Source organism: Rhodococcus sp. FW305-130 (genome assembly GCF_058788335.1).
In genome coordinates, this window is record NZ_JBYTAP010000001.1 from 782,612 (window position 1) to 805,539 (window position 22,928).

General features: G+C 62.0%; 22 protein-coding genes. 15 read left to right on the forward strand and 7 right to left on the reverse strand.

The features are described 5' to 3' along the window. Nucleotides 1-119 precede the first annotated feature (119 nt). The 5 genes from pdxH to AC3WQS_RS03825 all read left to right on the forward strand — a co-directional run bounded on the left by pdxH (nt 120) and on the right by AC3WQS_RS03825 (nt 5,171). Nucleotides 120-833 carry a pyridoxamine 5'-phosphate oxidase gene (pdxH, locus tag AC3WQS_RS03805; protein ID WP_021332218.1) on the forward strand — a complete coding sequence of 238 codons (714 nt, stop codon included), beginning with the start codon at nt 120-122 and terminating at the stop codon, nt 831-833. Then, on the forward strand, nt 830-2,095 hold the full coding sequence (locus tag AC3WQS_RS03810) for an MFS transporter (RefSeq protein ID WP_019744915.1): 1,266 nt from the start codon (nt 830-832) through the stop codon (nt 2,093-2,095). The genes pdxH and AC3WQS_RS03810 overlap by 4 nt, the downstream gene beginning before the upstream one ends. A 41-nt stretch (nt 2,096-2,136) precedes the next feature. Then, nucleotides 2,137-3,084, forward strand: a complete 948-nt coding sequence (locus AC3WQS_RS03815) for an aldose 1-epimerase family protein (RefSeq protein WP_080909109.1) — start codon at nt 2,137-2,139, stop codon at nt 3,082-3,084. Between the two features lie 358 nt (nt 3,085-3,442). Further along, nucleotides 3,443-4,741 (forward strand): citrate synthase, encoded by a 1,299-nt coding sequence (locus AC3WQS_RS03820; protein WP_003940509.1) that lies wholly within the window; start codon nt 3,443-3,445, stop codon nt 4,739-4,741. A gap of 67 nt (nt 4,742-4,808) precedes the next feature. Further along, entirely contained in the window at nt 4,809-5,171 is a 363-nt protein-coding gene (locus tag AC3WQS_RS03825) for an FKBP-type peptidyl-prolyl cis-trans isomerase (RefSeq protein WP_019744913.1), read from the forward strand. 92 nt (nt 5,172-5,263) lie between these two features. Here the strand turns inward: AC3WQS_RS03825 and AC3WQS_RS03830 are convergent, their stop codons facing one another. Continuing rightward, the gene (locus tag AC3WQS_RS03830) at nt 5,264-6,025 is read right to left on the reverse strand and encodes an ABC transporter permease (protein WP_492711713.1); all 762 of its coding nucleotides are present in this window, start codon (nt 6,023-6,025) and stop codon (nt 5,264-5,266) included. Next, a complete protein-coding gene (locus AC3WQS_RS03835; RefSeq protein WP_492711711.1) occupies nt 6,022-6,975 on the reverse strand; it encodes an ATP-binding cassette domain-containing protein in 954 nt (317 codons plus the stop codon). Before AC3WQS_RS03835 ends, AC3WQS_RS03830 begins: the two co-directional genes overlap by 4 nt. 93 nt (nt 6,976-7,068) lie before the next feature. Here AC3WQS_RS03835 and AC3WQS_RS03840 point away from each other — a divergent pair, with 93 nt between their 5' ends. Next, nucleotides 7,069-7,872 carry a TetR/AcrR family transcriptional regulator gene (locus tag AC3WQS_RS03840; RefSeq protein ID WP_021345270.1) on the forward strand — a complete coding sequence of 268 codons (804 nt, stop codon included), beginning with the start codon at nt 7,069-7,071 and terminating at the stop codon, nt 7,870-7,872. Here the strand turns inward: AC3WQS_RS03840 and AC3WQS_RS03845 are convergent. After that, the gene (locus tag AC3WQS_RS03845) at nt 7,807-8,790 is read right to left on the reverse strand and encodes a sugar-binding transcriptional regulator (RefSeq protein WP_007733475.1); all 984 of its coding nucleotides are present in this window, start codon (nt 8,788-8,790) and stop codon (nt 7,807-7,809) included. The two genes, AC3WQS_RS03840 and AC3WQS_RS03845, sit on opposite strands and share 66 nt — an antisense overlap. Before the next feature lie 239 nt (nt 8,791-9,029). On the opposite strand from AC3WQS_RS03845, the gene AC3WQS_RS03850 reads away from it, so the two are divergent. The 3 genes from AC3WQS_RS03850 to AC3WQS_RS03860 all read left to right on the forward strand — a co-directional run bounded on the left by AC3WQS_RS03850 (nt 9,030) and on the right by AC3WQS_RS03860 (nt 13,198). Further along, on the forward strand, nt 9,030-9,860 hold the full coding sequence (locus tag AC3WQS_RS03850; protein WP_021345269.1) for an MIP/aquaporin family protein: 831 nt from the start codon (nt 9,030-9,032) through the stop codon (nt 9,858-9,860). 65 nt (nt 9,861-9,925) lie between these two features. Continuing rightward, nucleotides 9,926-11,434 carry a glycerol kinase GlpK gene (gene glpK, locus AC3WQS_RS03855; RefSeq protein ID WP_492711710.1) on the forward strand — a complete coding sequence of 503 codons (1,509 nt, stop codon included), beginning with the start codon at nt 9,926-9,928 and terminating at the stop codon, nt 11,432-11,434. A 48-nt stretch (nt 11,435-11,482) separates the two neighbouring features. Further along, nucleotides 11,483-13,198 carry a glycerol-3-phosphate dehydrogenase/oxidase gene (locus AC3WQS_RS03860; RefSeq protein ID WP_021332223.1) on the forward strand — a complete coding sequence of 572 codons (1,716 nt, stop codon included), beginning with the start codon at nt 11,483-11,485 and terminating at the stop codon, nt 13,196-13,198. Between the two features lie 64 nt (nt 13,199-13,262). On the opposite strand, the gene AC3WQS_RS03865 is transcribed toward AC3WQS_RS03860, so the two are convergent. Genes AC3WQS_RS03865 through AC3WQS_RS03880 form a run of 4 tightly spaced genes read right to left on the reverse strand, consistent with a single transcriptional unit; the run spans nt 13,263 to nt 16,439 of the window. After that, complete coding sequence (locus AC3WQS_RS03865; protein WP_492711708.1) at nt 13,263-14,540, reverse strand: sensor histidine kinase; 1,278 nt, start codon at nt 14,538-14,540, stop codon at nt 13,263-13,265. Further along, nucleotides 14,537-15,214: a response regulator gene (locus AC3WQS_RS03870; RefSeq protein ID WP_020908777.1), complete on the reverse strand. Its 678-nt coding sequence runs from the start codon at nt 15,212-15,214 to the stop codon at nt 14,537-14,539. Before AC3WQS_RS03870 ends, AC3WQS_RS03865 begins: the two co-directional genes overlap by 4 nt. 12 nt (nt 15,215-15,226) lie before the next feature. Then, nucleotides 15,227-15,790, reverse strand: a complete 564-nt coding sequence (locus tag AC3WQS_RS03875) for a hypothetical protein (protein WP_492711706.1) — start codon at nt 15,788-15,790, stop codon at nt 15,227-15,229. Further along, a complete protein-coding gene (locus tag AC3WQS_RS03880; RefSeq protein WP_492711704.1) occupies nt 15,783-16,439 on the reverse strand; it encodes a hypothetical protein in 657 nt (218 codons plus the stop codon). Before AC3WQS_RS03880 ends, AC3WQS_RS03875 begins: the two co-directional genes overlap by 8 nt. A gap of 246 nt (nt 16,440-16,685) precedes the next feature. Between AC3WQS_RS03880 and AC3WQS_RS03885 the strand changes: the two genes are divergently transcribed. From AC3WQS_RS03885 to lpdA, 6 genes are all read left to right on the forward strand, one after another. Further along, on the forward strand, nt 16,686-17,252 hold the full coding sequence (locus tag AC3WQS_RS03885) for a hypothetical protein (RefSeq protein WP_070795820.1): 567 nt from the start codon (nt 16,686-16,688) through the stop codon (nt 17,250-17,252). A 63-nt stretch (nt 17,253-17,315) separates the two neighbouring features. Next, nucleotides 17,316-17,777: a hypothetical protein gene (locus AC3WQS_RS03890; protein ID WP_060938163.1), complete on the forward strand. Its 462-nt coding sequence runs from the start codon at nt 17,316-17,318 to the stop codon at nt 17,775-17,777. A gap of 236 nt (nt 17,778-18,013) precedes the next feature. Then, nucleotides 18,014-18,937: a thiamine pyrophosphate-dependent dehydrogenase E1 component subunit alpha gene (locus AC3WQS_RS03895; RefSeq protein ID WP_283308771.1), complete on the forward strand. Its 924-nt coding sequence runs from the start codon at nt 18,014-18,016 to the stop codon at nt 18,935-18,937. A gap of 10 nt (nt 18,938-18,947) precedes the next feature. Then, a complete protein-coding gene (locus tag AC3WQS_RS03900; RefSeq protein WP_019744899.1) occupies nt 18,948-19,997 on the forward strand; it encodes an alpha-ketoacid dehydrogenase subunit beta in 1,050 nt (349 codons plus the stop codon). Nucleotides 19,998-19,999: 2 nt separating this feature from the next. Next, a complete protein-coding gene (locus AC3WQS_RS03905; RefSeq protein ID WP_387402859.1) occupies nt 20,000-21,517 on the forward strand; it encodes a dihydrolipoamide acetyltransferase family protein in 1,518 nt (505 codons plus the stop codon). 6 nt (nt 21,518-21,523) lie between these two features. Beyond that, nucleotides 21,524-22,921 carry a dihydrolipoyl dehydrogenase gene (gene lpdA, locus AC3WQS_RS03910; RefSeq protein WP_378667675.1) on the forward strand — a complete coding sequence of 466 codons (1,398 nt, stop codon included), beginning with the start codon at nt 21,524-21,526 and terminating at the stop codon, nt 22,919-22,921. The last annotated feature ends 7 nt before the right edge of the window (nt 22,922-22,928 follow it).

The window sequence follows — 22,928 nt, forward strand, 5'->3', positions numbered from 1 at the left end:
CCGATTCGGTTGCTGTCGCTGGTGCGGCTCGCGGTCCGGGTCGGGTCTAGCCACGGCAAACTTTAGCGCGTGCCGCGTAGCCGTTGGCCAGTGAGTACCCGGGAGTAGCGTTCTCGGCTGTGTCGAATGAACGTCAGGACCCGCAGGCGGTGGACAACGAACTCGCGGCCATGCGTGTGGGCTATCCGCAAGCAGGCAGCGAATCGGAGTCCGTCGAGGACCGCATGAGTGCGGAATTGGATACCTCGGTCGTCGAGACCGGTTGGCTGCCCCTCATGCGTCAATGGCTCGTGGACGCCGTCGAAGCCGACGCGCCGGAGCCCAACGCCATGACTCTGTCGACGGTGGACGACGGTGGGCATCCGGCGTCGCGCACCGTGCTCTGCAAAGGGCTCAGCGAAGACGGTGTCCTCTTCTTCACCAACTACGGATCCGACAAGGCTCGTCACCTCGCCGCCCACCCGTACGCGTCGGCCAACTTCACGTGGCTGACCCTTGCCAGGCAGGTGATCGTCCGCGGCACCACCGAGCGCGTGAGTGCTCAACTGACGCAGGAGTATTGGCGAACCAGGCCTCGTGGATCGCAGCTCGGCGCGTGGGCGTCGTCGCAGTCTCGTCCGATCGACTCGCGTGCCGATCTCGACGAGCAACTGCGTGAGGTCGCCGCCCGATTCGGCGTGGACGGTGAAATTCCGGTGCCACCGAACTGGGGCGGGATTCTGATTCGGCCCGAGTCCGTCGAGTTCTGGCAAGGACGCGCCAACCGCATGCACAATCGAGTTCGCACGAGCCTGGTCGACGGACAGTGGTCCGCCGTCCGTCTCCAGCCGTGAGTCGGTTACTCGCGGACACGACTCCGCTCGAGAATCGCGACTATCGACGGCTGTGGACGGCCGGCATCGTCACCGTCATCGGCGCTCAGCTCAGTGTGGTCGCCGTACCGCAACAGGTGTACGAGATCACCCGAAGCTCGGCCTACGTCGGTCTGACGGGAATCTTCGGTCTGGTCCCGCTGGTCGTTTTCGGTCTGTGGGGCGGCGCACTGGCCGACGTCATGGATCGACGACGGCTGTTGATGATCACCTCGATCGGACTCGGTGTCACGTCGGTGCTGTTCTGGATCCAGGCTGCTCTGAACGTGAACAACGTGTGGTTGGTGCTCGGATTGTTCTCGGTTCAACAGGCGTTCTTCGCGGTGAACCAACCGACGCGAGCGGCGATCATCCCTCGGTTGATTCCGGGCAGGCAGTTACCTGCCGCGAACTCGCTGAACATGACTGTCGTGCAGTTCGGTGCAATAGCCGGCCCGCTACTGGCGGGTGTCCTCATACCGTCGGCCGGTCTGCAACTGCTGTACCTGCTCGACTCGATCTTTCTGATCGCCACGTTGTGGGCAGTATGGAAGCTCCCGGCGATTCCGCCGACCGGCACGTCTCGGCGGGCCGGGCTGAGCGAGGTCCTCGGCGGTTTCACGTATCTCGCGACGCAGAAGGTTCTGCTCGCGTCGTTCGTGGTGGACATCATCGCGATGGTGTTCGGGATGTCGCGAGCGCTGTTCCCGGAAATCGCACACGAATCCTTCGGTGACCCCGCCAGCGGCGGTTTTGCGCTCGGACTGCTGTTCGCAGCGATGTCGGTGGGAGCCGTTCTGGGCGGAGTGTTCTCGGGTTGGTTGCCACGGGTTCAGTACCAGGGGCGGGCCGTGCTGGTCTGCATCGCGCTGTGGGGGCTGTCCATGGTCGGCTTCGGCGTAGCGGTGTACTTCGCGAGTCCCGGTTCCAGTGTGATTCTGCTCTGGGTGGCGGTTGCATTCCTGGCATTCGGCGGCGCCGTCGACATGGTCTCGGCCGCATTCCGCAGCACGATGCTTCAGCAAGTGGCAACCGATGACATGCGCGGACGACTGCAGGGCGTGTTCATCGTGGTCGTGGCAGGTGGTCCGCGCATCGGTGACGTCCTGCACGGCGGTGCGGCCTTCCTGTTCGGGACCGGTGTCGCGGCAGCGGGCGGCGGCTTCCTGGTGATTGTCGGTGTTGTCCTTTCTGCCCTCGCATTTCCGGCGTTCGTTCGCTACAAGGTGGGACGCGCCGTCTGACGTCCTGGTTAACCGGTCGCTCGTGGTGGAAACTGGTACGTATGACTGCGCCGCACAGCACGGGTAGGGGAGGGTTCGAGATCCGTGGTGGCGGCTATCGAGCCGAGATCGCCGCGGCCGGTGCCGGGTTGCGGCTTCTCGACCACGAAGGTCCGAACGGTCAGCGCGCGCTGACCGAGACCTGGGCGCTCGGATCGAAGCCACCGCTGTCGGCCGGATTGGTTCTCGCGCCGTGGCCCAACCGAATTCGCGACGGGCACTTCATGTTCGACGGCATCGAGCATCAACTCGAGATCACCGAACCTGCGCTGGGGAACGCGAGCCACGGGTTCGTCCGTCGTCGCAATTGGAGCCTCGTGGACCACACCTACGAGCGCGTCGAACTGTCGGTGGACGTCGGACTGCACAAGGGTTGGCCGTATCCGTTGCAGCTGACGATCGCCTATGAGGTCGGTGCCGACGGGTTGACCGTCACGCATACGGCCACGAACAAGGGTGCGACCTCGTCTCCGTTCGGGCTCGGAATGCACACTTTCATTCGCGCCGGCGACTTTCCGCTCGACGAATGTGCGCTGCATCTGGCCGCAGGCACGCGGTTGCCGATCGATCCGGCGAGGATGCTGCCGAACGCGTATTCGCAGGCAGTCGCCGGTACGGATTACGACTTCCGGGCACCGAGACTGCTCGACGGGGTTCAGTTGGACACGCCGTACAGCGCATTGGACGTCGTCGACGGCAGTGGTCGGACGCAACATGAGCTGCTGGCTCCGGATGGAACGGGCACTGCCCTGTGGACCAACCGCGAGTTCCCGTGGATTCAGGCCTTCATCGCAGATCCCGCCAACGACAAGGGGTATCCCGATCGCGGCCGCGCATTGGCTTTGGAACCGATGACCTGCCCGCCTGACGCCTTCAATTCGGGCATCGACCTCCTGGTGCTTCACCCGGGGCAGACGTGGACGGGTAGCTGGGGCATCAAGGCTCTGTGATCCGGCTCTCATACCGTGGGATCGTGTAACGCCGAGTAGGCATCGGCCGATAACAATCGGTTTTCGGTACCTCGTGTCAGTGCTCCGGACGGTCCGACATTGGTCCCATTCTCGGATTGCTGCCGAGATTTGCAGATCAGTGTGGGTAAATGCGCGATTCCGTAGACTGGAGTACCGGTCACGCGAGTGGGAAAACCCAGCCTGGAACGTGTTTCAGTTTCGGTGGGTATGTCGGGTTCGTGAGTACCCGAAAAATAGCCGTGGAGCGACCCTCCTTCGGCACGATCTCTCCCGTGCGACTAGTTTCTAGTTGATCGCATGTAGTTACTCGTTGGTTCGAGCTTGAGAGGGATCCTTCGTGCCCGCTGACAATGACACAAAGCCCACGCTTACTTACCCCGGTGGTGAGTACACGATGTCCATTGCCAGGGCAACAGAGGGCAATGACGGCATCGAGCTGGGAAAGCTGCTGGCCACAACGGGGTACACCACCCTTGACCCCGGTTTTGTGAACACTGCATCCACCAGTTCTGCAATCACCTACATCGACGGTGAGAAGGGAATCCTGCGTTACCGCGGATATCCCATCGAGCAGTTGGCAGGTAAGTCGACGTTCATCGAGGTCAGCTACCTGCTGATCTACGGCGAACTGCCGACCGACGCCCAGCTCGAGTCCTTCACGGACCGCATTCGTCGACACACCCTGCTCCACGAGGACCTCAAGCGGTTCTTCGACGGATTCCCGCGCAACGCTCACCCGATGCCGGTTCTCTCGTCCGCAGTGAACGCACTGTCGGCGTACTACCAGGATTCGCTCGATCCCGAGGATCCGGAGCAGGTGGAACTGTCCACCATCCGTCTTCTTGCGAAGCTGCCGACCATCGCTGCGTACGCGTACAAGAAGTCCGTCGGACAGCCGTTCCTGTACCCGGACAACTCGTTGAACCTGGTCGAGAACTTCATGCGTATGACGTTCGGCTTCCCGGCCGAGCCGTACCAGGGTGATCCCGAGGTCGCCAAGGCACTCGACATGCTGCTGATCCTGCACGCGGACCACGAGCAGAACTGCTCCACGTCGACCGTGCGCATGGTCGGCTCGTCGGACGCCAACCTGTTCACCTCCGTCTCTGCCGGCATCAACGCACTGTGGGGCCCGCTGCACGGTGGCGCGAACCAGGCAGTGCTCGAGATGCTCGACGAGATCAAGGCCAGCGGCAGCACCGCAGCCGAGTTCGTCCGCAAGGTCAAGAACAAGGAAGACGGCGTGAAGCTCATGGGCTTCGGGCACCGCGTCTACCGCAACTACGATCCGCGCGCTGCGCTGGTCCGCGAAACCGCGCACACCATCCTCGCCAAGCTCGGCGGCGACGACGAACTGCTCAACATCGCAATGCAACTCGAAGAGGCCGCCCTCACGGACGACTACTTCATCGAGCGCAAGCTCTACCCGAACGTCGACTTCTACACCGGCCTCATCTACCGCGCGATGGGCTTCCCGCCGCGCATGTTCACGGTGCTGTTCGCCATGGGCCGTCTGCCCGGCTGGATTGCGCACTGGCGTGAAATGCACGAGGATCCGGCTACGAAGATCGGCCGCCCGCGCCAGATCTACACCGGCTACACCGAGCGTGACTACAGAGACATTACGTCCCGCTGACGCGGACCTAGCGATATTACAACCCGCTAGCTTTCTGCCCCTATATTCGCCTCAACGAGGAGGACCCATGAGTAGCAAGCCCGTAATCGAGTTCCAGGAAGGCCCCGCGCCGACCGATCTGGTCATCAAGGATCTGGTTGTCGGAGAAGGCGCCGAAGCCGTTCCCGGTGGCACCGTCGACGTTCACTACGTCGGAGTCGAGTTCGAGTCCGGTGAAGAGTTCGACTCTTCCTGGAGCCGTGGCGAGTCCATTCAGTTCCCGCTTCGTGGCCTGATCAAGGGTTGGCAGGACGGCATCCCGGGCATGAAGGTCGGCGGACGTCGCCAGCTCACCATTCCGCCGGAGCTGGCATACGGCCCCGCCGGTGCAGGGCACCAGCTTTCCGGCAAGACCTTGGTCTTCGTGATCGATCTGCTGGAAGCCAAGTAATTCACTGTGCGCCTTTATTAACCCCCCGCGGTTAATAAAGGCGCACAGCACAAGCAGCCCCGCACCGTCAGGTGTGGGGCTTTCTTGTGTGGTCAGCTCGCGGTCTTTCGTCGGTAGAGCCAGTTCGACCACACGAATCCCGCGGCGGCGATGCCCAGGCACCACGCGAGGGCGATGGCCGCGCTGTTCCCGATCGGCGTGCCCATCAGGAGTCCGCGCACCGTCTCGATGATCGGGGTTACCGGTTGGTGCCGGGCAAATCCCTGCAGCCAGGACGGCATGGTCTCAGCCGGTACGAAAGCAGTGCTGACGTAGGGCAGGAACATGATGGCGAAGGTGAATCCGCTTGCAGCCTCCGGGTTCTTGGCCAAGAGCCCCAAAGCTGTCGAGAGGTACGACATGGCAAAGACGAAGGCGACGATCACAGCGGCGACGCCGAGCCAGCGCAACGGATCGCTTGTCGGGCGAAATCCCATGATCAGCGCAACGACGACCACGATCGCCGTAGTCAGGACGTTGCGGACGACGCTGGCCAGTACATGACCGGTCAGGACCGACGACGGAGAGATCGCCAGGGTCCGGAAACGGTCGATGATCCCGTCCTTCATGTCGCTCGAGACGCTGACCGCGGTGGTCGAGGCACCGAAACCGGCGCACAGAAGGATGATTCCTGGCACGACGTAGTCGATGTACTCGCTACCGGTGTTGATGGCGCCGCCGAAGACGTAGACGAACAGCAACATGAGCAGGACCGGAAGGGCTATCGCGGTGATCATCGAATCCGGACTGCGCAGAACGTGTTTGAGATTCCGGCGGAGCATCACCGCGGAATCGATTGCAATGGTGGAGGTCATCGAACGCTCGCAATCTCGGGTTGGCCTGATCCGGTGAGCGCGAAGAACACGTCGTCCAGATCCGGAGTGTGAACGGAGAACTTCTCGACGGTGATCGACGGATCGTCGATCGAGTCGAGGATGGCTTTGATCGACGGAACCGCCCCGTCGGAAGGGATGTGCAGGGTCAAGGTCTCGGTATTCGAATGCGCCTGCGGCAGTGATGCCGCGGCGAGTTCGAGTTGAGCCAGGTTCTCGAATTGCAGAGCGACATGGCCGCCGGGAACAAGGCGTTTGAGTTCGTCCGGTGTTCCCTCGGCGACGAGGCGACCGCCGCTCAGCACGCCGACTGTATCGGCCAATTCGTCTGCCTCGTCGAGGTATTGGGTGGTGAGGAAGATGGTGACGCCTGACGCTGTGAGTCCTCGAACGATCGACCACATTTCGTGGCGGCTTCGAGGGTCCAGGCCGGTGGTGGGTTCGTCGAGAAAGACGACGTCCGGTCGGGCGACGAGGCTCATTGCGATGTCGAGTCGTCTGAGCATGCCGCCTGAGTAGTCGCCGGCGCGTTTGTCGCCGAAGTCCGTCAAATCGAACTGGTCGAGCAATTCCTCGGCACGGCGACGGGAGTTCTTCCGGCCCAGGTGATTCAGTTCGCCCAGTAGGGTCAGGTTCTCGAATCCGGTCAGCAAGGTGTCGACGGCTGCGTACTGCCCGGTCACGCTGATGCGCCGCCGAACATTCTGTGGATCTCCGGGCAGTGAATGCCCCGCGACCGTGACCTCGCCTCCGTCGAAGGGGATGAGGGTGGTGAGAATTCTTACGGCCGTGGTCTTTCCGGCGCCGTTCGCGCCGAGGAGGGCATACACCGAACCGGCCGGGACCGACAGGTCGAGTCCAGCCAGTACCTGTTGATCGCCGTAGCGCTTACGGAGTCCGTGGACCGAGATTGCGGGGATCGTTCCTGACATCGAGACCTCCAAGTAAGAACTGTGTATGTCATAAACTCGTGTTTATAGCGTACACAGTTCTAGGATGATGGCAAGAGTGAAGAGTGGGAGCTTATGGATCGCGGAGCGCTACCGAGAGCAGTTGAACTGGCCTGGGGACTGGACCAGCCGGGAACGCGGGGTCCCAAGAAGGGGCTCAGTCTCGAGCAAATTCTCGACACCGCGATCGAGTTGGCCGACGCGGAAGGTGTCACGGCTCTGTCGATGGGCCGCGTGGCCAAAGCGCTCGGGTTCACGACCATGTCGCTCTACCGCTACGTGGCAAGCAAAGACGAACTGATCGAACTGATTTCGGATCGGGTGATCGGGCCACCGCCGGTGATTCCCGACGGCGTGACCTGGCGCGTCAAGCTCGAGGCGTGGGCGAATCAGGAGTACGCCACGATGCTGAGTCGACCGTGGTGGCTCAAGCTGCCCATCACGGCTCCACCGACCGGGCCCAACAACATGGCGTGGCTCGACGCGGGTCTGAGCGCCCTCGACGGTGTCGCCCTGAGTGCCGCGTCGAAGTTCCAGGTGGTGACCAACGTGTCGTTGTTCGTCATCGGCCGCGCCCGGTTCTCGGCCGACCTGGCTACTCGTTCAGCGCAGTCGGCAGATGACGACGTCGCATACGGTGCTCTCATTGCTCGTGTCATCAATCGGGAGGAATTCCCCCACCTGAGTGCCGCAATCGAGGAGGGCGGCTTCGAGGACGGCAGCCCGGAGGGTGAGGCCGCCGGCGACGATGCCTTCGATTTCAGTTTCTCGCTTGGCTTACTGCTCGACGGAATCGAGAAGCTGGTGCAGCGGTCAGGACACCAGCGCGGTGGCACTGACGTCGTCGATGATCAGGTCGGTGATCAGCCCGCCCCGTAGTGCGCCCTCCAGCGCGGGCAGTTTTGCTGTTCCGGCGACGATGCACACGCGCCTGGCGACCTTCTCGAAAAGGTCCAGTCGTGGGCCGCTCGCGCGCTCGTTGAGTTCGATTCCGCGGTAGCTTCCGTCTGACCGGAAGAACACGGTTGCGATGTCGCCGACTACTCCGTCGCGTCGAAGTGCTTCTGCTTCATCGGGTTCGAGGTATCCGGCGGTGTAGACGTGACTCGGGACGTTACCGCCCGGTACGCCGATGCTGAAGACTGCCAGGTCCATTCGCTTTTGCATGTCCAGTACGCGTTTGATACTTCGTTCGCGCCACAACTGCTCCCGGGTCTCCGGGTAGTCGAAGAATGCGGGGACCGGAAATCCTTGGGGGAGAGCGCCGTAGGCGTCGGCGATGGTTCTGATGATGTCGCTGGCGTACGAGATTCCGGTGGTGCGAGTGTTCGCTGCGCCGTTGAGTTGCACGACGTACGAGTTGTACGTGCGTTTGGGGGCAAGGTGCTTGCTGACTTCACTGAGAGTGGTTCCCCAGGCGATCCCCATCACCATGTCGCTGTCGAAGAACGACGCGAGCAGGCGTCCGGCAAAGGTTGCGACCTTCTCGAGTCGCTCGAGATCGCCCACCAGTTCCGGCACCGTCACCACGTGGGCACGCACTCCGTATCGTTCCGAGAACTCGCGTTCGATGCGAGGAGCCTGGCCGTGCGGGGTGCTGATCTTGATCTCGACGAGGCCTGAGGTGCGCGCGTAGGTGATCAATCGGGAGACGGTGGATCGGGACACCCCCATGTCGCGGCCGATGGCAGCCATGGTCTGGTCCTGGAAGTAATAGAGGCGTGCGGCCTGAACGGCGTCGGCGATGCGAGGGTCCGCCGGATCGGAGGTAGCGGAGTCGGAAGTGGGAGTTTCCATGGGTTCGTCCTGTCTGCACGTACGTGCAAGAGCACTGAACCGAATCTTATCCGAGTCGGACCAGGTTGAGCCGCTCGATCACGCAAAGTCCCAGAAGTGTGTCTGTTACCCGCGTTACGGTGCGCAAATGACGCATTTGCACATATGTGCACGAGCTATGTGTGAATGTGCAATGGGCTTTACGCTACGGGTGCAGCAATCCAAACTATGACATGCATCACAACGAAGTGAGGGTGGGGATGGAGAAAGCCAAGCGATTGGGGCTTCCAGGCGAGTTGGCAGCCGAGTTCGCCGGAACGATGATCTTGATCTTGTTCGGCGTCGGAGTTGTGGCGCAGGTTGTGTCCGGCGGGAGCGGTGGGGGTCTCGGCGGACACGACAGTATTGCGTGGGCCTGGGGACTCGGCGTCATGTTCGGCATCTATGTCGCAGGCCGGGTGACGGGTGCTCATCTGAACCCCGCAGTGACCTTCGCCTTCGCGATCTTCCGGGGATTCTCCTGGCGCAAGGTGCTGCCGTACACCCTGGCGCAGACCGCTGGAGCCTTTGTCGCCGCGTTGATAGTCCGGTGGAATTACAACGACATGCTCAATGCGATCGATCCCGGACACACAACCGCCACCCAGACGATCTTCTCGACGATGCCCGGAAACGGAACGCTTCCGGTCAGTCTCGGCTCGGCTCTGATCGATCAGATCATCGGCACCGCCATCCTGTTGTTCCTCATCGTTGCAGTCACCGATTCTCGTGGAACTCCGCCGCTCGCGAATCTCGCGCCGTTTGTCGTCGGATTGATCGTGGTGGGAATCGGATTCGCCTGGGCGACCAACGCGGGGTACGCCATCAACCCGGCGCGCGACTTCGGGCCACGACTGGCGTCCTTCATCACCGGCTACGGCAGCGCCTGGCGAGATCAGTACGGGAGCTTGTATTTCTGGGTGCCCATCGTGGGACCCCTGATCGGCGCTCCGATCGGAGTGTTTCTCTACGACAAGCTGGTTGGAAGATTCCTGCCTGACGACGAGTCGGCGGAGGAAGCGACCGAAGAGCCGGCGTCGATACCGGCGTGACCGCGAAACATTATCTCTGACAGTCAATCTCTCGTACTTTCTTTCGATACCAAAGGGGTAGCACGATGACGCAGTTCGTAGCCGCGATAGACCAGGGAACCACCTCCACACGTTGCATGATCTTCGATCACAGTGGGCACGTAGTCGCTGTCGAACAGCACGAGCACACACAGATCTTTCCGCAGGCAGGCTGGGTCGAACACGATCCGATCGAAATTTGGGACAACGTCCGCAACGTCACCGCGGGCGCTTTGGCAAACGCAGACCTGACCGCGGCCGATATCGCGTCCGTCGGCATCACCAATCAGCGTGAGACAGCGGTGGTGTGGGAACGCGCCACCGGAAAACCCGTCTCCAACGCAATTGTCTGGCAGGACACACGCACCGATCGAATCTGTACTGCACTCGCCGGCGAGGACGGGCCGAAGAAGTACACCGAAGTCACCGGATTGCCGTTGGCCACGTACTTCTCGGGTCCCAAGGTCAAGTGGATTCTCGACAACGTCGAGGGTGCGCGTGAGAAGGCCGACGCAGGAGAGTTGTGCTTCGGCACGATGGACACCTGGGTGCTGTGGAACATGACCGGCGGCGTCGACGGCGGAGTGCACGCAACCGACCCCACCAATGCGTCGCGCACCCTGTTGATGGATCTCGACACTCTCGCTTGGGATTCGGCGATCTGCGCCGACATGGGCATCCCCGAATCGATGCTCCCCGAGATTCGCAGCTCGTCCGAAACCTTCGGATTCGTACGCGAACGCGGAACGTTGTCCGGCGTCCCGATCGCCGGAATCCTCGGCGATCAGCAAGCAGCGACTTTCGGTCAGGCCTGCCTCTCACCCGGAGAAGCGAAGAACACCTACGGAACCGGCAACTTCGTGCTCCTCAACACCGGCACCGAAAAGGTGATGAGCAAGAACGGTTTGTTGACTACGGTCTGTTACAAGATCGGTGAGCAGCCAACGGTTTACGCGCTGGAAGGATCGATCGCCGTGACCGGTTCGCTGGTCCAGTGGCTTCGGGACAACCTCGGCATGATCGACAACGCGGCCGACATCGAGGTCAACGCGCGCTCTGTGGACGACAACGGTGGCGCGTACTTCGTGCCTGCGTTCTCGGGTCTGTTCGCACCGCACTGGCGCGCGGATGCCCGCGGTGCCATCGTCGGTCTGACCCGGTTCGTGAACAAGGGGCACCTTGCCCGGGCGGTACTCGAAGCGACTGCGTACCAGAGCCGTGAGGTGATCGAGGCGATGAACCTCGACTCGGGTGTCGACTTGAAGGTACTCAAGGTCGACGGCGGAATGGTCGCGAACGAACTCCTCATGCAATTCCAGGCCGATCTGCTCGACGTCGAGGTGATCCGCCCTGTCGTTGCGGAGACCACGGCATTGGGCGCTGCGTACGCCGCTGGTCTCGCGGTCGGGTACTGGGAGAGCGAGGACGACATTCGCAGCAACTGGGCGAAGGACAAGAGCTGGACGCCGTCGATGGATTCGGCCGAGCGTGAGCGGCTGTACGCAGGCTGGCAGAAAGCCGTCACTCGGACACTCGACTGGGTCGACGCAGACTGATAGCGGCGCCCGAATTTCTACCTATTTTCAAGTGAAGGAACCCTTTTCATGAGCACAGCACAAGCATTGAGTCCGTCCTCGCGGGCGGAGTCGCTGAAGAAGTTGGAAGAAACCGAACTCGACGTCCTGGTCATCGGCGGTGGCGTGGTCGGCGCGGGTAGCGCGCTCGATGCCGCAACTCGTGGTCTGAAGGTGGGCTTGGTGGAGGCTCGTGACTTCGCGTCCGGAACCTCGAGCAGGTCCAGCAAGTTGTTCCACGGAGGACTGCGTTACCTGGAGCAGTTCAATTTTGCGCTCGTGTTCGAGGCACTGCGTGAGCGGTCGCTCGTTCTGAACTCGCTGTGCCCGCATCTCGCGAAGCCGGTGCCGTTCATCTACCCGCTCGAGAAGCTGATCGACCGGCCGTACGTCGGTCTGGGCATCGGCGTCTACGACGTGATGGGCGCAGGCCGCGGGGTTCCCTCACACCACAAGCATGTGGGAAAGAAGAAGACTCTCGAGTCGTTCCCTTCCGGAAAGCGCTCTGCTATCAGGGGTTCGGTCAAGTTCTACGAGGGCCAGGTAGACGACGCCCGCCACACGATGATGCTGGCGCGCACAGCAGCCGAATACGGCGCACTGTGCGTGAACAGCACCCGCGTAATCGGTTTTCTCCGTGAGGAGGACCGCGTTGTCGGAGTGAAGGCAGTGGATCTGGAAACGGGTCGCGCGTTCGAGATCCGTGCTCGTCAGGTCATCAACGCCGCCGGGGTCTGGACCGACGAGATCCAGGAAATGGTCGGTGGGCGAGGGCAATTCCAGGTTCGCGCTTCGAAAGGTGTGCACCTGGTCGTCCCGCGAAACCGCATCAACTCCTCTACCGGAATCATTACGCGGACCGAGAAGAGTCTGCTGTTCGTGATCCCGTGGGGAAGCCACTGGATCATCGGTACGACGGACACCGACTGGAACCTCGACCTCGCGCATCCGGCAGCGAGCCGAAGCGATATCGACTACATCCTCGGACATGTCAACAAGCTGCTCCAGGACGAGTTGACGCACGAGGATGTTGTCGGTGTGTACGCGGGACTGCGTCCGTTGTTGTTCGGCGAATCGGACTCGACCAGCACTCTCTCGCGTGAGCACGCGGTGTCGAGTCCGGTTCGAGGGTTGACGGTGGTCGCCGGTGGCAAGTACACGACCTACCGCGTGATGGCCAAGGACGCAGTCGATTCCGCGGTACACGGACTCGAACAGAAGGTGCCGAAGTCCTGCACCGAGCGTATCCAGCTGGTGGGTGCCGATGGCTATTTTGCCGCACACAACAATCGGCATCTCACCGCTGAGCGCACCGGGCTCCACGTTTCGACCATCGAGCACCTACTCGGGCGGTACGGCACTTTGGCTGACGAGTTGTTCGAACTCATCGAGGCGAGGCCTGAACTGGGGCAGCCGTTGGACTCCGCCACTGAGTACCTCAAGGCGGAGATTCACTACGCCGCGAGTCACGAGGGTGCGCAGCATCTCGACGACATCCTCACCCGTCGTACCCGCATCTCCATCGAGGTGACCGACCGCGGCGACGCGGCAGCCGCGGAAGTAGCCGAACTGGTTGCGCCGGTGCTGGGTTGGACTCCCGAGCACATTGCCGAGGAGATCGAACACTACCGGTTGCGTGTTGCAGCCGAGCGGGAATCGCAGGAGCAGCCCGATGACCTGACCGCTGATGCGGCGCGCCTTGGTGCACCGGACGTTCGCACCGGAGTCACTGTCGGACAGGTTTGAACCTGAGACACCACTGATCGGCCGGGGCACTGCGTCCCGGCCGATCGGCCGAACTGGCTCGGTGTCAAGCGAACTCGTCTGGCGGGCATTCGGGGAGGTCGATCGTCACCACAGTGCCGCCGTTCGGATGGTTCGAGAAGTTGATACGAGCGCCGATGACCGCCGCTTGCCCGACTACGATCGTCAAGCCGAGGCCCAGGCCCGAGTTCGGGCCGCGTTCGACGCAATCGGTCTGAAATCTCTTCGGCCCCTGACGAAGCCACTCTTCAGTGAACCCGCTGCCCCGATCCCGCACCGTGATGCGGGAGTGGTCGACGTCGACATTGATCGGCGGCTTTCCGTGATTTCGAGCATTCAAGATCAGGTTGGCGATGATCCGCTCGAGCCGACGTGCGTCGGTGTACGACACAGGCGTCCCGTGAACTCTCACTTCGCACTCCACCCCGGTGGTGGAAATCGCGTGGTGAACCACCGGTGCCAGTTCCACCGATTGGATGTCAGCGTGCTCGGACGTGGTGTCGAGGCGGGCCACTTCGATGACGTCCTCGGCAAGCCTTCTGAGTTTATGGACGCCGTCGCGCACTAATTCGGTAGGCCTACCTGGCGGCAGAAGCTCTGCGGCGCCGACCAGTCCGGAGATGGGTGTTCTGAGGTCATGCGCGATGTTGGCTGTCACGCGCTTCTCGGCGTCCAATTGTCCCCGCAGCGCATCCGACATTGCGTCGACCGCATCCGCCAGCTCGGTGATCTCGTCGTCGAAAAGCGACCAGGTGACCGAGCGGACGCGGATGTTCGCTCCGGTGGACACTTTGCGAGCCGCACGGGCGGCCGAGCGCAATCGATACGACATCGCGAGTCCAAGCAGCACACCCAGGACGGCACCCGCTGCGATCACTGCGATGGTGGCATTGCGAAGTGTCCGATCGACGCTGGCGATCGATTCCCGCTGCGCGGTGTACGGGACGCGAATCGCCACCACTTGAGTGTTGACGTCGGCAGCAGCCCAGACAAATGGCTGGTCCCCGCTGTTGACAAGGTAGGTGGCACGTTTGCCGCCCGTCACGGCCTGACGCAACTCTTCCGGAACGTCGAGACCATCTGTGGTGGCGCGGAACAGCGCACGCATGCTGCCCGTTTCGTCCTGCAGCACCAGTTGGAGATTGCGATCAGCTGCCGCCCGCGCTGCATCCTCTTGGTTGTGTGAAAAGGTTTGATGCATCACGGTACTGAGCGTGATCGAGGCGACGGCAATCACGAACGTGATCGCTGCAGCGATCTTCCACTGAAACGACAACCGCCTCCCGGTGGACGGGAGCTTGGCGGCGAGATCCCGCGATCTCACCGATGGTTGTCCATCGTGTAGCCGAACCCCCGGACGGTTCGGATCTGTTCGGAGCCGATCTTCGTGCGCAATCGCTGAATGTGAACGTCGACGATGCGCGTATCGCCGCCCCAGTCGTAATCCCAGACGTCCGAGAGCAGTTCGGAGCGAGACCAGACTTTGCGCGGCACACTCACCATGATCAGGAGCAGCTTCATTTCAGTGGGGGTGAGTGCCACTTCGGCGCCCGAACGCGTGACGGTCACCAACTCGCGATCGATCTCCAGATCGCCGAGAGTCACGATGTCTTTCTCCGTACCGGAATGGGATTCGACCCGCCGGAGCACACTTCGGATACGGGCCACCAAGACACCGCTGTCGAAGGGCTTGGTGACGTAGTCGTCGGCACCGGCTTCCAATCCGAGAACGATGTCGACCGGGTCGTCGCGCGCGGACAGCATGATGACCGGCACCGACAGTTCCTCACGAATGCGTCGGCACAGGCTGATTCCGTTCAGGTCGGGAAGCATCACGTCGAGGACGGCGATATCCGGCTTGGCGTCGACCGCCAAATCCATTCCGGTCAACCCACCCGATGCGGTGATCACCCGAAACCCGTTGCGTTCGAGATTCAATTGCGTTGCTTCGCGGATGACAGCGTCGTCTTCGACCAGCAAAATCAACGGATCGGTCATCGGCCTTCGCTTTCATGGGAACGGAACACTCTCAAACCCTTCACCGGTCCACTTGTATGCAGTCGACGATTGACAGAACTCCGGAATGCCGGGGTCTTTGCACAGGTCGACCATGACTGACAATCCTCCGGTTGAGCCGACGACGTAGCGTCCTGGGTCTTGCACTCCGAAGACTTTGTGAGCGCCCGATTCGTCGATCTGGTAGACGAATCCGGCGACCATGAAGCTGACCGGTGGGGCCGGTCGTCTCCAGATGCCGACAGACTCGCAGGTGAAGACATTGACGACGGCATCTTGCCAAACGGCGTCCGTCACGTGGGAGTACCGGATTTCGAAGGGGAAGTTCGCATCACCGCACAGTCGGAGACTGTCCTTGACCGCATCGGACACTTCCGGGTCTGCTCTGAGGAGGGCAACAGGATCGATGCTCAAGCCCTGTGAGAGATCCGAGGGGTCGAGTGATGCTGCGATATTCGGAGTGGGTTCTGATTCAGGCTCGGTGGAACAGGAGGCGAGAGCAAACGCGACCGGCAGGCAAACACCGGCGAGCATCGCGCGGCGACGGCGATCAATCACGGATGAACTCCGTTCCATCCCAGTGGAACTCGGTCCGAAGCGGTGGACGGGGGCAACATTCGAACTCCGGTGACCGCGGATCCGTTTCCAGGACAGACAAACTCGCGGCGCGTTGACCGCTGACGATGAACTTTCCGCGCTCTTCGACGGAGAACAGGCGCTCACCCAGTTCGGGATTGTCTTCACTCGAACCGGCCTTGCCGCTGCGGTAGACGTAGCCGGCGAGGTTGACCGAAATCGATACTCCGGTCCCGGGTTGGTGGGCCGGTTGGCACGGATACACATTCATGACGACCAGTTCGGTCTCCGGCACGATACGAGGTGCGCCTGGATCGAGAAGGATGGATCCGACAGAGATCGGATACCAATCAGGGCACGATCGGAGTTCTGTCTTCACGCCTTCCGACACCCCGGGGTCGTCGAGAAGCGCACGGCCCAGCCTCGAATTCTCGGCAACCCGTCTGGCCAGGTCGGCGGGCTGTGTGACGGACAATCCGGTGGAAGCGACATCGCCTTCGATCACAACACCCTGGGTGGACCCGCATCCGGTGATCACGGACGCTCCGACGGCCGCTGTCGCGAGTGCCGTACCGAACAGCCTGCGAGTGCGGCCTGTTCGGCCCTCGCAGATCTCATTCCGATACAACACTTTCCCCTCCCCGGCCGGTGCGAACTGTCTCATCGGCATGCGCACTTTCATACGATCACACGTGATCTCGATATCGGCGTTTCACCACTCACCGTTACGTAATCGTATGAATGTCGGGAGTTGGTACGCGACCGCCGGAATTCTGTTACGAAACCGATGGAATCAGGCTTTTAGAGTGATTCACGTCGATGTTCGCCATTTGAGGTGAACGGACCCGAATTTCTGTATCGAGGAGCGTGAGAGCACATGCCTGATGTTCTGCTGACCAACAAGTCTCGGCGCCTGCGAGTGTTGCTTGCCGTACTGACGATCGGAAGCGCGTGCGCCATGACCGCGTGTTCGAGTGAAGACACCACTGCACCTGAAAGCGGTTCGACGGCTACGTCAGTGGTCGCGGCGTCCGCGACCACACCCCCGCTGACCACGGTGGCACCTACGTCGGAGACAGTCGAAAATTCGAGTTCGGCCGGCAGTGTGGACGAATCCACCCCGGGAGTCCCGGCGGGTGGAGCAGCACCGGCCTGGACGCCGGTCTCGGCCAGCGCAGTTGCCCCTGCGGCCCCTGGTCCGGCTACCGGGTCGACCAAGTGCACCGATCAGATCAACTATGCGGGCGATCCTCGTTCGAATGCAGAGATCAACAGCATCGGAGAGCAGATGGGTTCATGCCCGGCCCCGCTCCCATCCGGTGCCGTCGAACCCCCCGAGAAGTGCACTGACCAGATCAACTACGGCGCTGACCCTCGTTCCAACGCCGAGATCAACATCATCGGGGAACAAACCGGGATCTGCCCCGAGCCGATACGCCCCTAGCGAGTTCGAAACCTGAGCAGTAGTCGGGAATTCGACCAAGGGTGGAACCAGGGGGAGATCGGAATGACAAGCAGGGCAGGTGGACGTTCGATCGACGGTGTTGCCGACGATGCGTCCCGAGGGGATCGTGACGCGATTGCGGAACTCCTTCAACGCATCGTGCCTCTGGTGACGCGGCGCTGTCGTGCCGAATTGCGACCGGTCGACGCTGACCGTATTGCCGTCGGCATCTGCCGTTCCGTCCTGGCCGATATCCAGCGACGACGACGCGCCGGAGAAGCGTTCCTCGCGCATCTGTACGACGCGATCAGTCGCGAAATCGATTCGCTACCCGCATCCAGTCGACTCACTCTGCCGTTCGGCGATCTGTCGGCCGTCGAACGCAATGTCTTGGTAGCTCGCATCGTTGTCGGTTTCGACGTGCGCGAGACGGCGCTGTCACTGAGAACAACAACGAGCGCCGTCGAACTCGTACAACACCGCGCTCTGTCCAAGATCAGACGCGGCAGCCTCAGCGGCGCCTGAGTCAACGCTCGAAAGTCAACAGCTGCAACCCTTCGCAACTCCCGGCAACCTCACGCAACTCTTTCTCTTCGCCCGTGACCTACACGACACTGCATGGCGACGAGTGATCGAGAACGAGGAGTGTGACGGTGGTTCAACGGACGGCGCAGAAGCCGGCAACGTCAGGATCGAAAAAGACCGGGGCCAAGCCTCATTCAGGGCTGGACCGGGATGCATTGCTGAAGGCGTACGAGAAGATGTCGCGCATCCGCGCGTTCGAGGATCGATTGCACGAAGAGAATGCAACCGGTGACATCCCCGGCTTCATTCACCTCTACTCGGGCCAGGAAGCCATCGCGGTGGGAGTGTGCGAGAACCTGAGCGACGCCGACTACATCGGATCCACTCACCGCGGTCACGGGCACTGCATCGCCAAGGGCTGCGATCTGAACGGCATGATGGCCGAGATCTTCGGCAAGGACGACGGCTTGTGCCGCGGTAAGGGTGGGTCGATGCACATCGCCGACCTGTCCGTGGGAATGCTGGGTGCCAATGCGATTGTCGGCGGAGCACCGTCGTTGGCGATCGGCGCTGCACTGAGTGGCAAGACACTTCGAAACGGCGTCATCGCAGCGTCGTTCACGGGAGACGGTGGATCCAACCAGGGAACCGTCTTCGAGGCGATGAACATGGCTGTGGTGCTGGATCTTCCGATCGTCTTCGTGATCGAGAACAACGGATTCGGTGAAGCAACAGGAACCGACTACGCGGTGGGCGCACCCGACATCGCCGCCCGCGCTGCATCCTTCGGAATGCCTGCCGTCAAGGTGGACGGCACCGACTTCTTCGCGGTCTACGACGCAATGGCGGAAGCATCCGAGCGAGCCAGGACCGGCGGTGGCCCCACCACGATCGAGGCGGCCGCATTCCGTTGGCACGGCCACTTCGAGGGTGACGCGCAGCTGTATCGCACGGCGGAACAGGTTGCGCAACTGCGGGAAACCGAGGATCCGCTCAAGAATTTCCGTAGCAGTGTGGATGCGAAGAAGGTCAGCACCGCTGATCTGGACGCGGTGGACGAGCAGTCGCGAGTGCTGGTGGACGAGGCGGTGGCGAAGGCGCGCGCCGCAGCGTACCCACCAGTCGAAAATCTGCTGACCGATGTCTACGTGTCGTACTGAGGAGCCCGAGATGACAAGCGTGGAAGCCACGAACGTGTCGAAGAAGACCTACCGCGAGGCCGTCAAAGAGGCCATCGCTCAAGAAATGCAACGAGATCCGAGCGTCGTCCTGATCGGTGAGGACGTACGCGGTGGGCATGCCGGTACCAATCCCGATCTGGAGACGAAGAAGATCGAGGCATTCGGCGGTGTCCTGGGTGTCACCAAGGGATTGTGGACGGAGTTCGGATCGGAGCGTGTAATCGATACCCCGATCACCGAATCCGCGATCATCGGAATGGCTGCCGGAGCCGCACTGACCGGACTGAGGCCGGTCGCCGAGCTGATGTTCATGGACTTCTTCGGAGTCTCCTACGACGCGCTCTACAACCAGGCTGCCAAGTTCCGCTACATGTTCGGTGGCAAAGCCAGAACTCCGCTGGTGGTGCGAGGCATGATCGGCGCCGGCTTCTCCGCCGCTGCGCAGCACTCTCAGTCTCCGTACAACGTGTTTGCCGCGGTGCCTGGCCTGAAAGTGGTCGCGCCGTCCAACGCCTACGACGCCAAAGGCCTTCTCATCCAGGCCATCCGGGACGACGATCCTGTTGTGTTCTGCGAGCACAAGGTGCTCTACGACCTCAAGGGCGAGGTGCCGGACGAGCCGTACGCGATTCCGTTCGGCGTCGCCAACTACACCAGGCAGGGCGACGACGTCACGATCATCGCTTTGTCCGCAATGGTGAACCGCGCCAATGACGTAGCGGACAAGCTGGCCGCCGAGGGTATTTCGGTCGAGGTTGTCGATCCTCGTACCGTCTCACCATTGGACGAGGACGGCATCCTCGAATCCGTCGCATCGACCGGACGCGTCGTGATCGTCGACGAATCCGCCGCCCGCTGCGGTTTCGGGCACGACGTGGCCGCACTGATCGCCACCAAGGGATTCAACTACCTGAAAGCGCCGATCGAACTGATCACGCCGCCACATACTCCGGTTCCGTTCTCACCGACCCTCGAAACTGCCTGGCTGCCTGACGCGGCGCGCATTGAAGAGTCGGTTCGCAAGCTGGTGAGAGCCTGATCATGGCTGACATCAAAGCTATCGACATCCCCAAATGGGGGCTCTCCATGGAGGAGGGGTTGGTCAACGCGTGGCTCATCGAGGAAGGTGACTCGTTCACCAAGGGCCAGTTGATCTGTGAGATCGAGACCAGCAAGATCACCAACGAACTGGAGGCGCCGTTCGACGGTGTTCTCCGCAAGATCGTCGGCATACCGGGGCAGACTCTGCCCGTCGGTGCCGTGATCGGTGTGTCCGCCGATGCGTCCACGACGGATGCGGAGATCGAGCAGTTCCTCGCCGCTCGCGGCGCAACCGCGCCGGCGGAAGAGCCGGCACCGTCACCAGCTGCCGAACCGGAGGCTCCCGCGACACCTACGGCTACACCCGCTGCGAAGGTGGTTGTTGCAGCGAAACCTGCACCAACCGGTTCCACCGTCGTACCGAGTGTTCTGCAGGGCACGACGCAGAGCGACGTGTTTGCGAGTCCTCGAGCACTCCGACGTGCCGAAGCGCTCGGAATCGATCTCGCCGCCGTAGTGGGTACCGGCCCACTCGGGCGGATCAGTGTCCGAGACATCGACGACGCGATTCGTGACGCCGGTGGCACTGTTGCGACAGCAGCGCCGGCCACGAGATCCGGCCTCCCGCTGCGATCAACCGCCGACGACAGTGCCGTGCCTGCCACCCCGGTCGCACGCAGAACTGCCCGATCGCTGGGCGTAAACCTGCACGATTGTCGTCCGACGGGTTCGCGGGGCCGCGTCTGCGTCGCCGACGTGCACGACGCCGCTCGTTCCGCGCAGCTCCTGCCAGAAGCGGCGGCTCAGACGGGAACCATCGCCGTCGAACCCGAGTACGACACAATTCCGTTCACGCCCATGCGATCGGCAATCGCGGGCAGGTTGCAGGCGTCCAAGCAGCAGGCTCCCCATTTCCGGCTCACGGCGGATCTCGAGCTCGATGCGCTCCTCGCTCTGCGCAAGGAGATCAATTCGACTGTCCCGGCTGTCAAGCTGTCGGTCAACGACTTCATCGTGAAGGCCTGCGCGGCTGCGCTGATGAAGGTGCCGGACGTGAACGTCCAGTTCGATGCCGCGAACGAATCGGTTCTTCGATTCGCGTCGGCGGATGTCTCGGTGGCAGTTGCACTTCCGACCGGGCTGATCACGCCCATCGTGCGTAGCGCGAACACCAAGTCGTTGGCGGACATCTCCGGTGAGGTGCTCTCGTTGGCCACCAAGGCGAAGACCGGCAAACTCCGTCCCGAAGAATTCCAAGGCGGAACGTTCACGGTGTCCAACCTCGGCATGTTCGGGATCAAGGCATTCGACGCGATCATCAACCCGCCCCAGGGAGCGATCCTGGCCGTAGGTGCGGGGGAGAAGCGGGCCGTGGTGGTCGGCGACAGTGTTTCCGTCCGGACCGTGATGACCGTGACCCTCTCGTGCGATCACCGGGTGATCGACGGAGCCTTGGGTGCGACCTTCCTTCGGGAGCTCCAGCGCTTTGTCGCTTCTCCCGCGCTGATGTTGGTGTAAGGGGCTGTGGTGGAAAGCAATACGTCGAAAAAGTACGACGTTCTTGTCATCGGTGGTGGCCCCGGTGGTTACGTGGCGGCGATCCGGGCCGCCCAGTTGGGGTTGAACGTTGCGCTGGTAGAACGTGATCGCCTCGGCGGAATCTGCCTCAACTGGGGTTGTATCCCCACCAAAGCGATGCTTCACGGCGCGGACGTCGCGCATACCTTGAGTGAACTCGACAAATACGGATTCAGTTCGGCGTCTGTCCAGTTCGACATCTCGAAGTTGGTGTCGTTCAGCCGAGGGGTTTCGGAGAAATTGTCCGGCGGTGTTGCCTACCTGATGAAGAAGAACGGCGTAGACGTCATCTCAGGCACCGCGAAGTTGGTGGACAAGGGCGTCGTGTCCGTGGAAGGTCAGACGTATCGAGCCGACCACGTGATCATTGCAACCGGCGCCCGGCCGCGTTCGATTCCCGGGGTTGCCCCCGACGGTGATCGGGTGTGGACATATTTCGACGCACTCGTCCCGAAGGAACTACCGAAGTCGCTGCTCGTGATCGGGTCCGGCGCGATCGGAGTCGAATTCGCCAGCCTGTACCGCGATCTCGGCACCGAGGTGACCATTGTCGAGATGGCACCACACATCATGCCGGTGGAGGACGAAGAGATTTCGGCGTTCGTTCGCAGGCAGTTCGAGAAGCGTGGCATCACGATTCACACCGGAGCCTCGGTGTCGGCGGTGACCGTCGGCGCCGACACCGTCGAAGTGAACGTGCAGACGAGCGACGGTGTCCAGGCGGTGACCGTGGACCGGGTATTGGTGGCTGCCGGGATCACCGGCAACGTCGAGGATCTGGGGTTGGAGGCTCTGGGCATCGAGATCGAGCGTGGTGCGATCGTCACCGACCAGTGGTGCCGTACCAGTGCCTTCGGGATCTACGCGATCGGTGACGTCGCGGGCGCTCCATGTTTGGCGCACAAGGCAAGTCACGAAGCTGTCCTGTGCGTCGAAAAGCTGGCAGGCGTGCCCGATGTTCATCCGCTCGATCGCGACTACGTTCCGGGATGCACGTATGCCCGCCCGCAGGTGGCGAGTCTGGGTCTGACGGAGAAGCAGTGCACCGGTACTGGTCGCACGCTGCGGGTCGGACACTTCGACCTGCAGGCGAACGGCAAGGCATTGGCGATCGGCGAGGCCGAAGGCTTCGTCAAGACGATCTTCGACGCCGATACCGGGGAACTGCTCGGCGCGCACATGGTCGGTCCGGATGTGACCGAGCAGATCCAGGGTTTCGGTATCGCCCGATCCCTCGAAGCCACCGGCGATGATCTCGCCGAGGTCGTGTTTGCTCATCCGACGCTCTCGGAGGCAATGCACGAGTCTGTGCTCTCGGCGCTGGGGAGACCCCTCAACGCATGAGCACAGT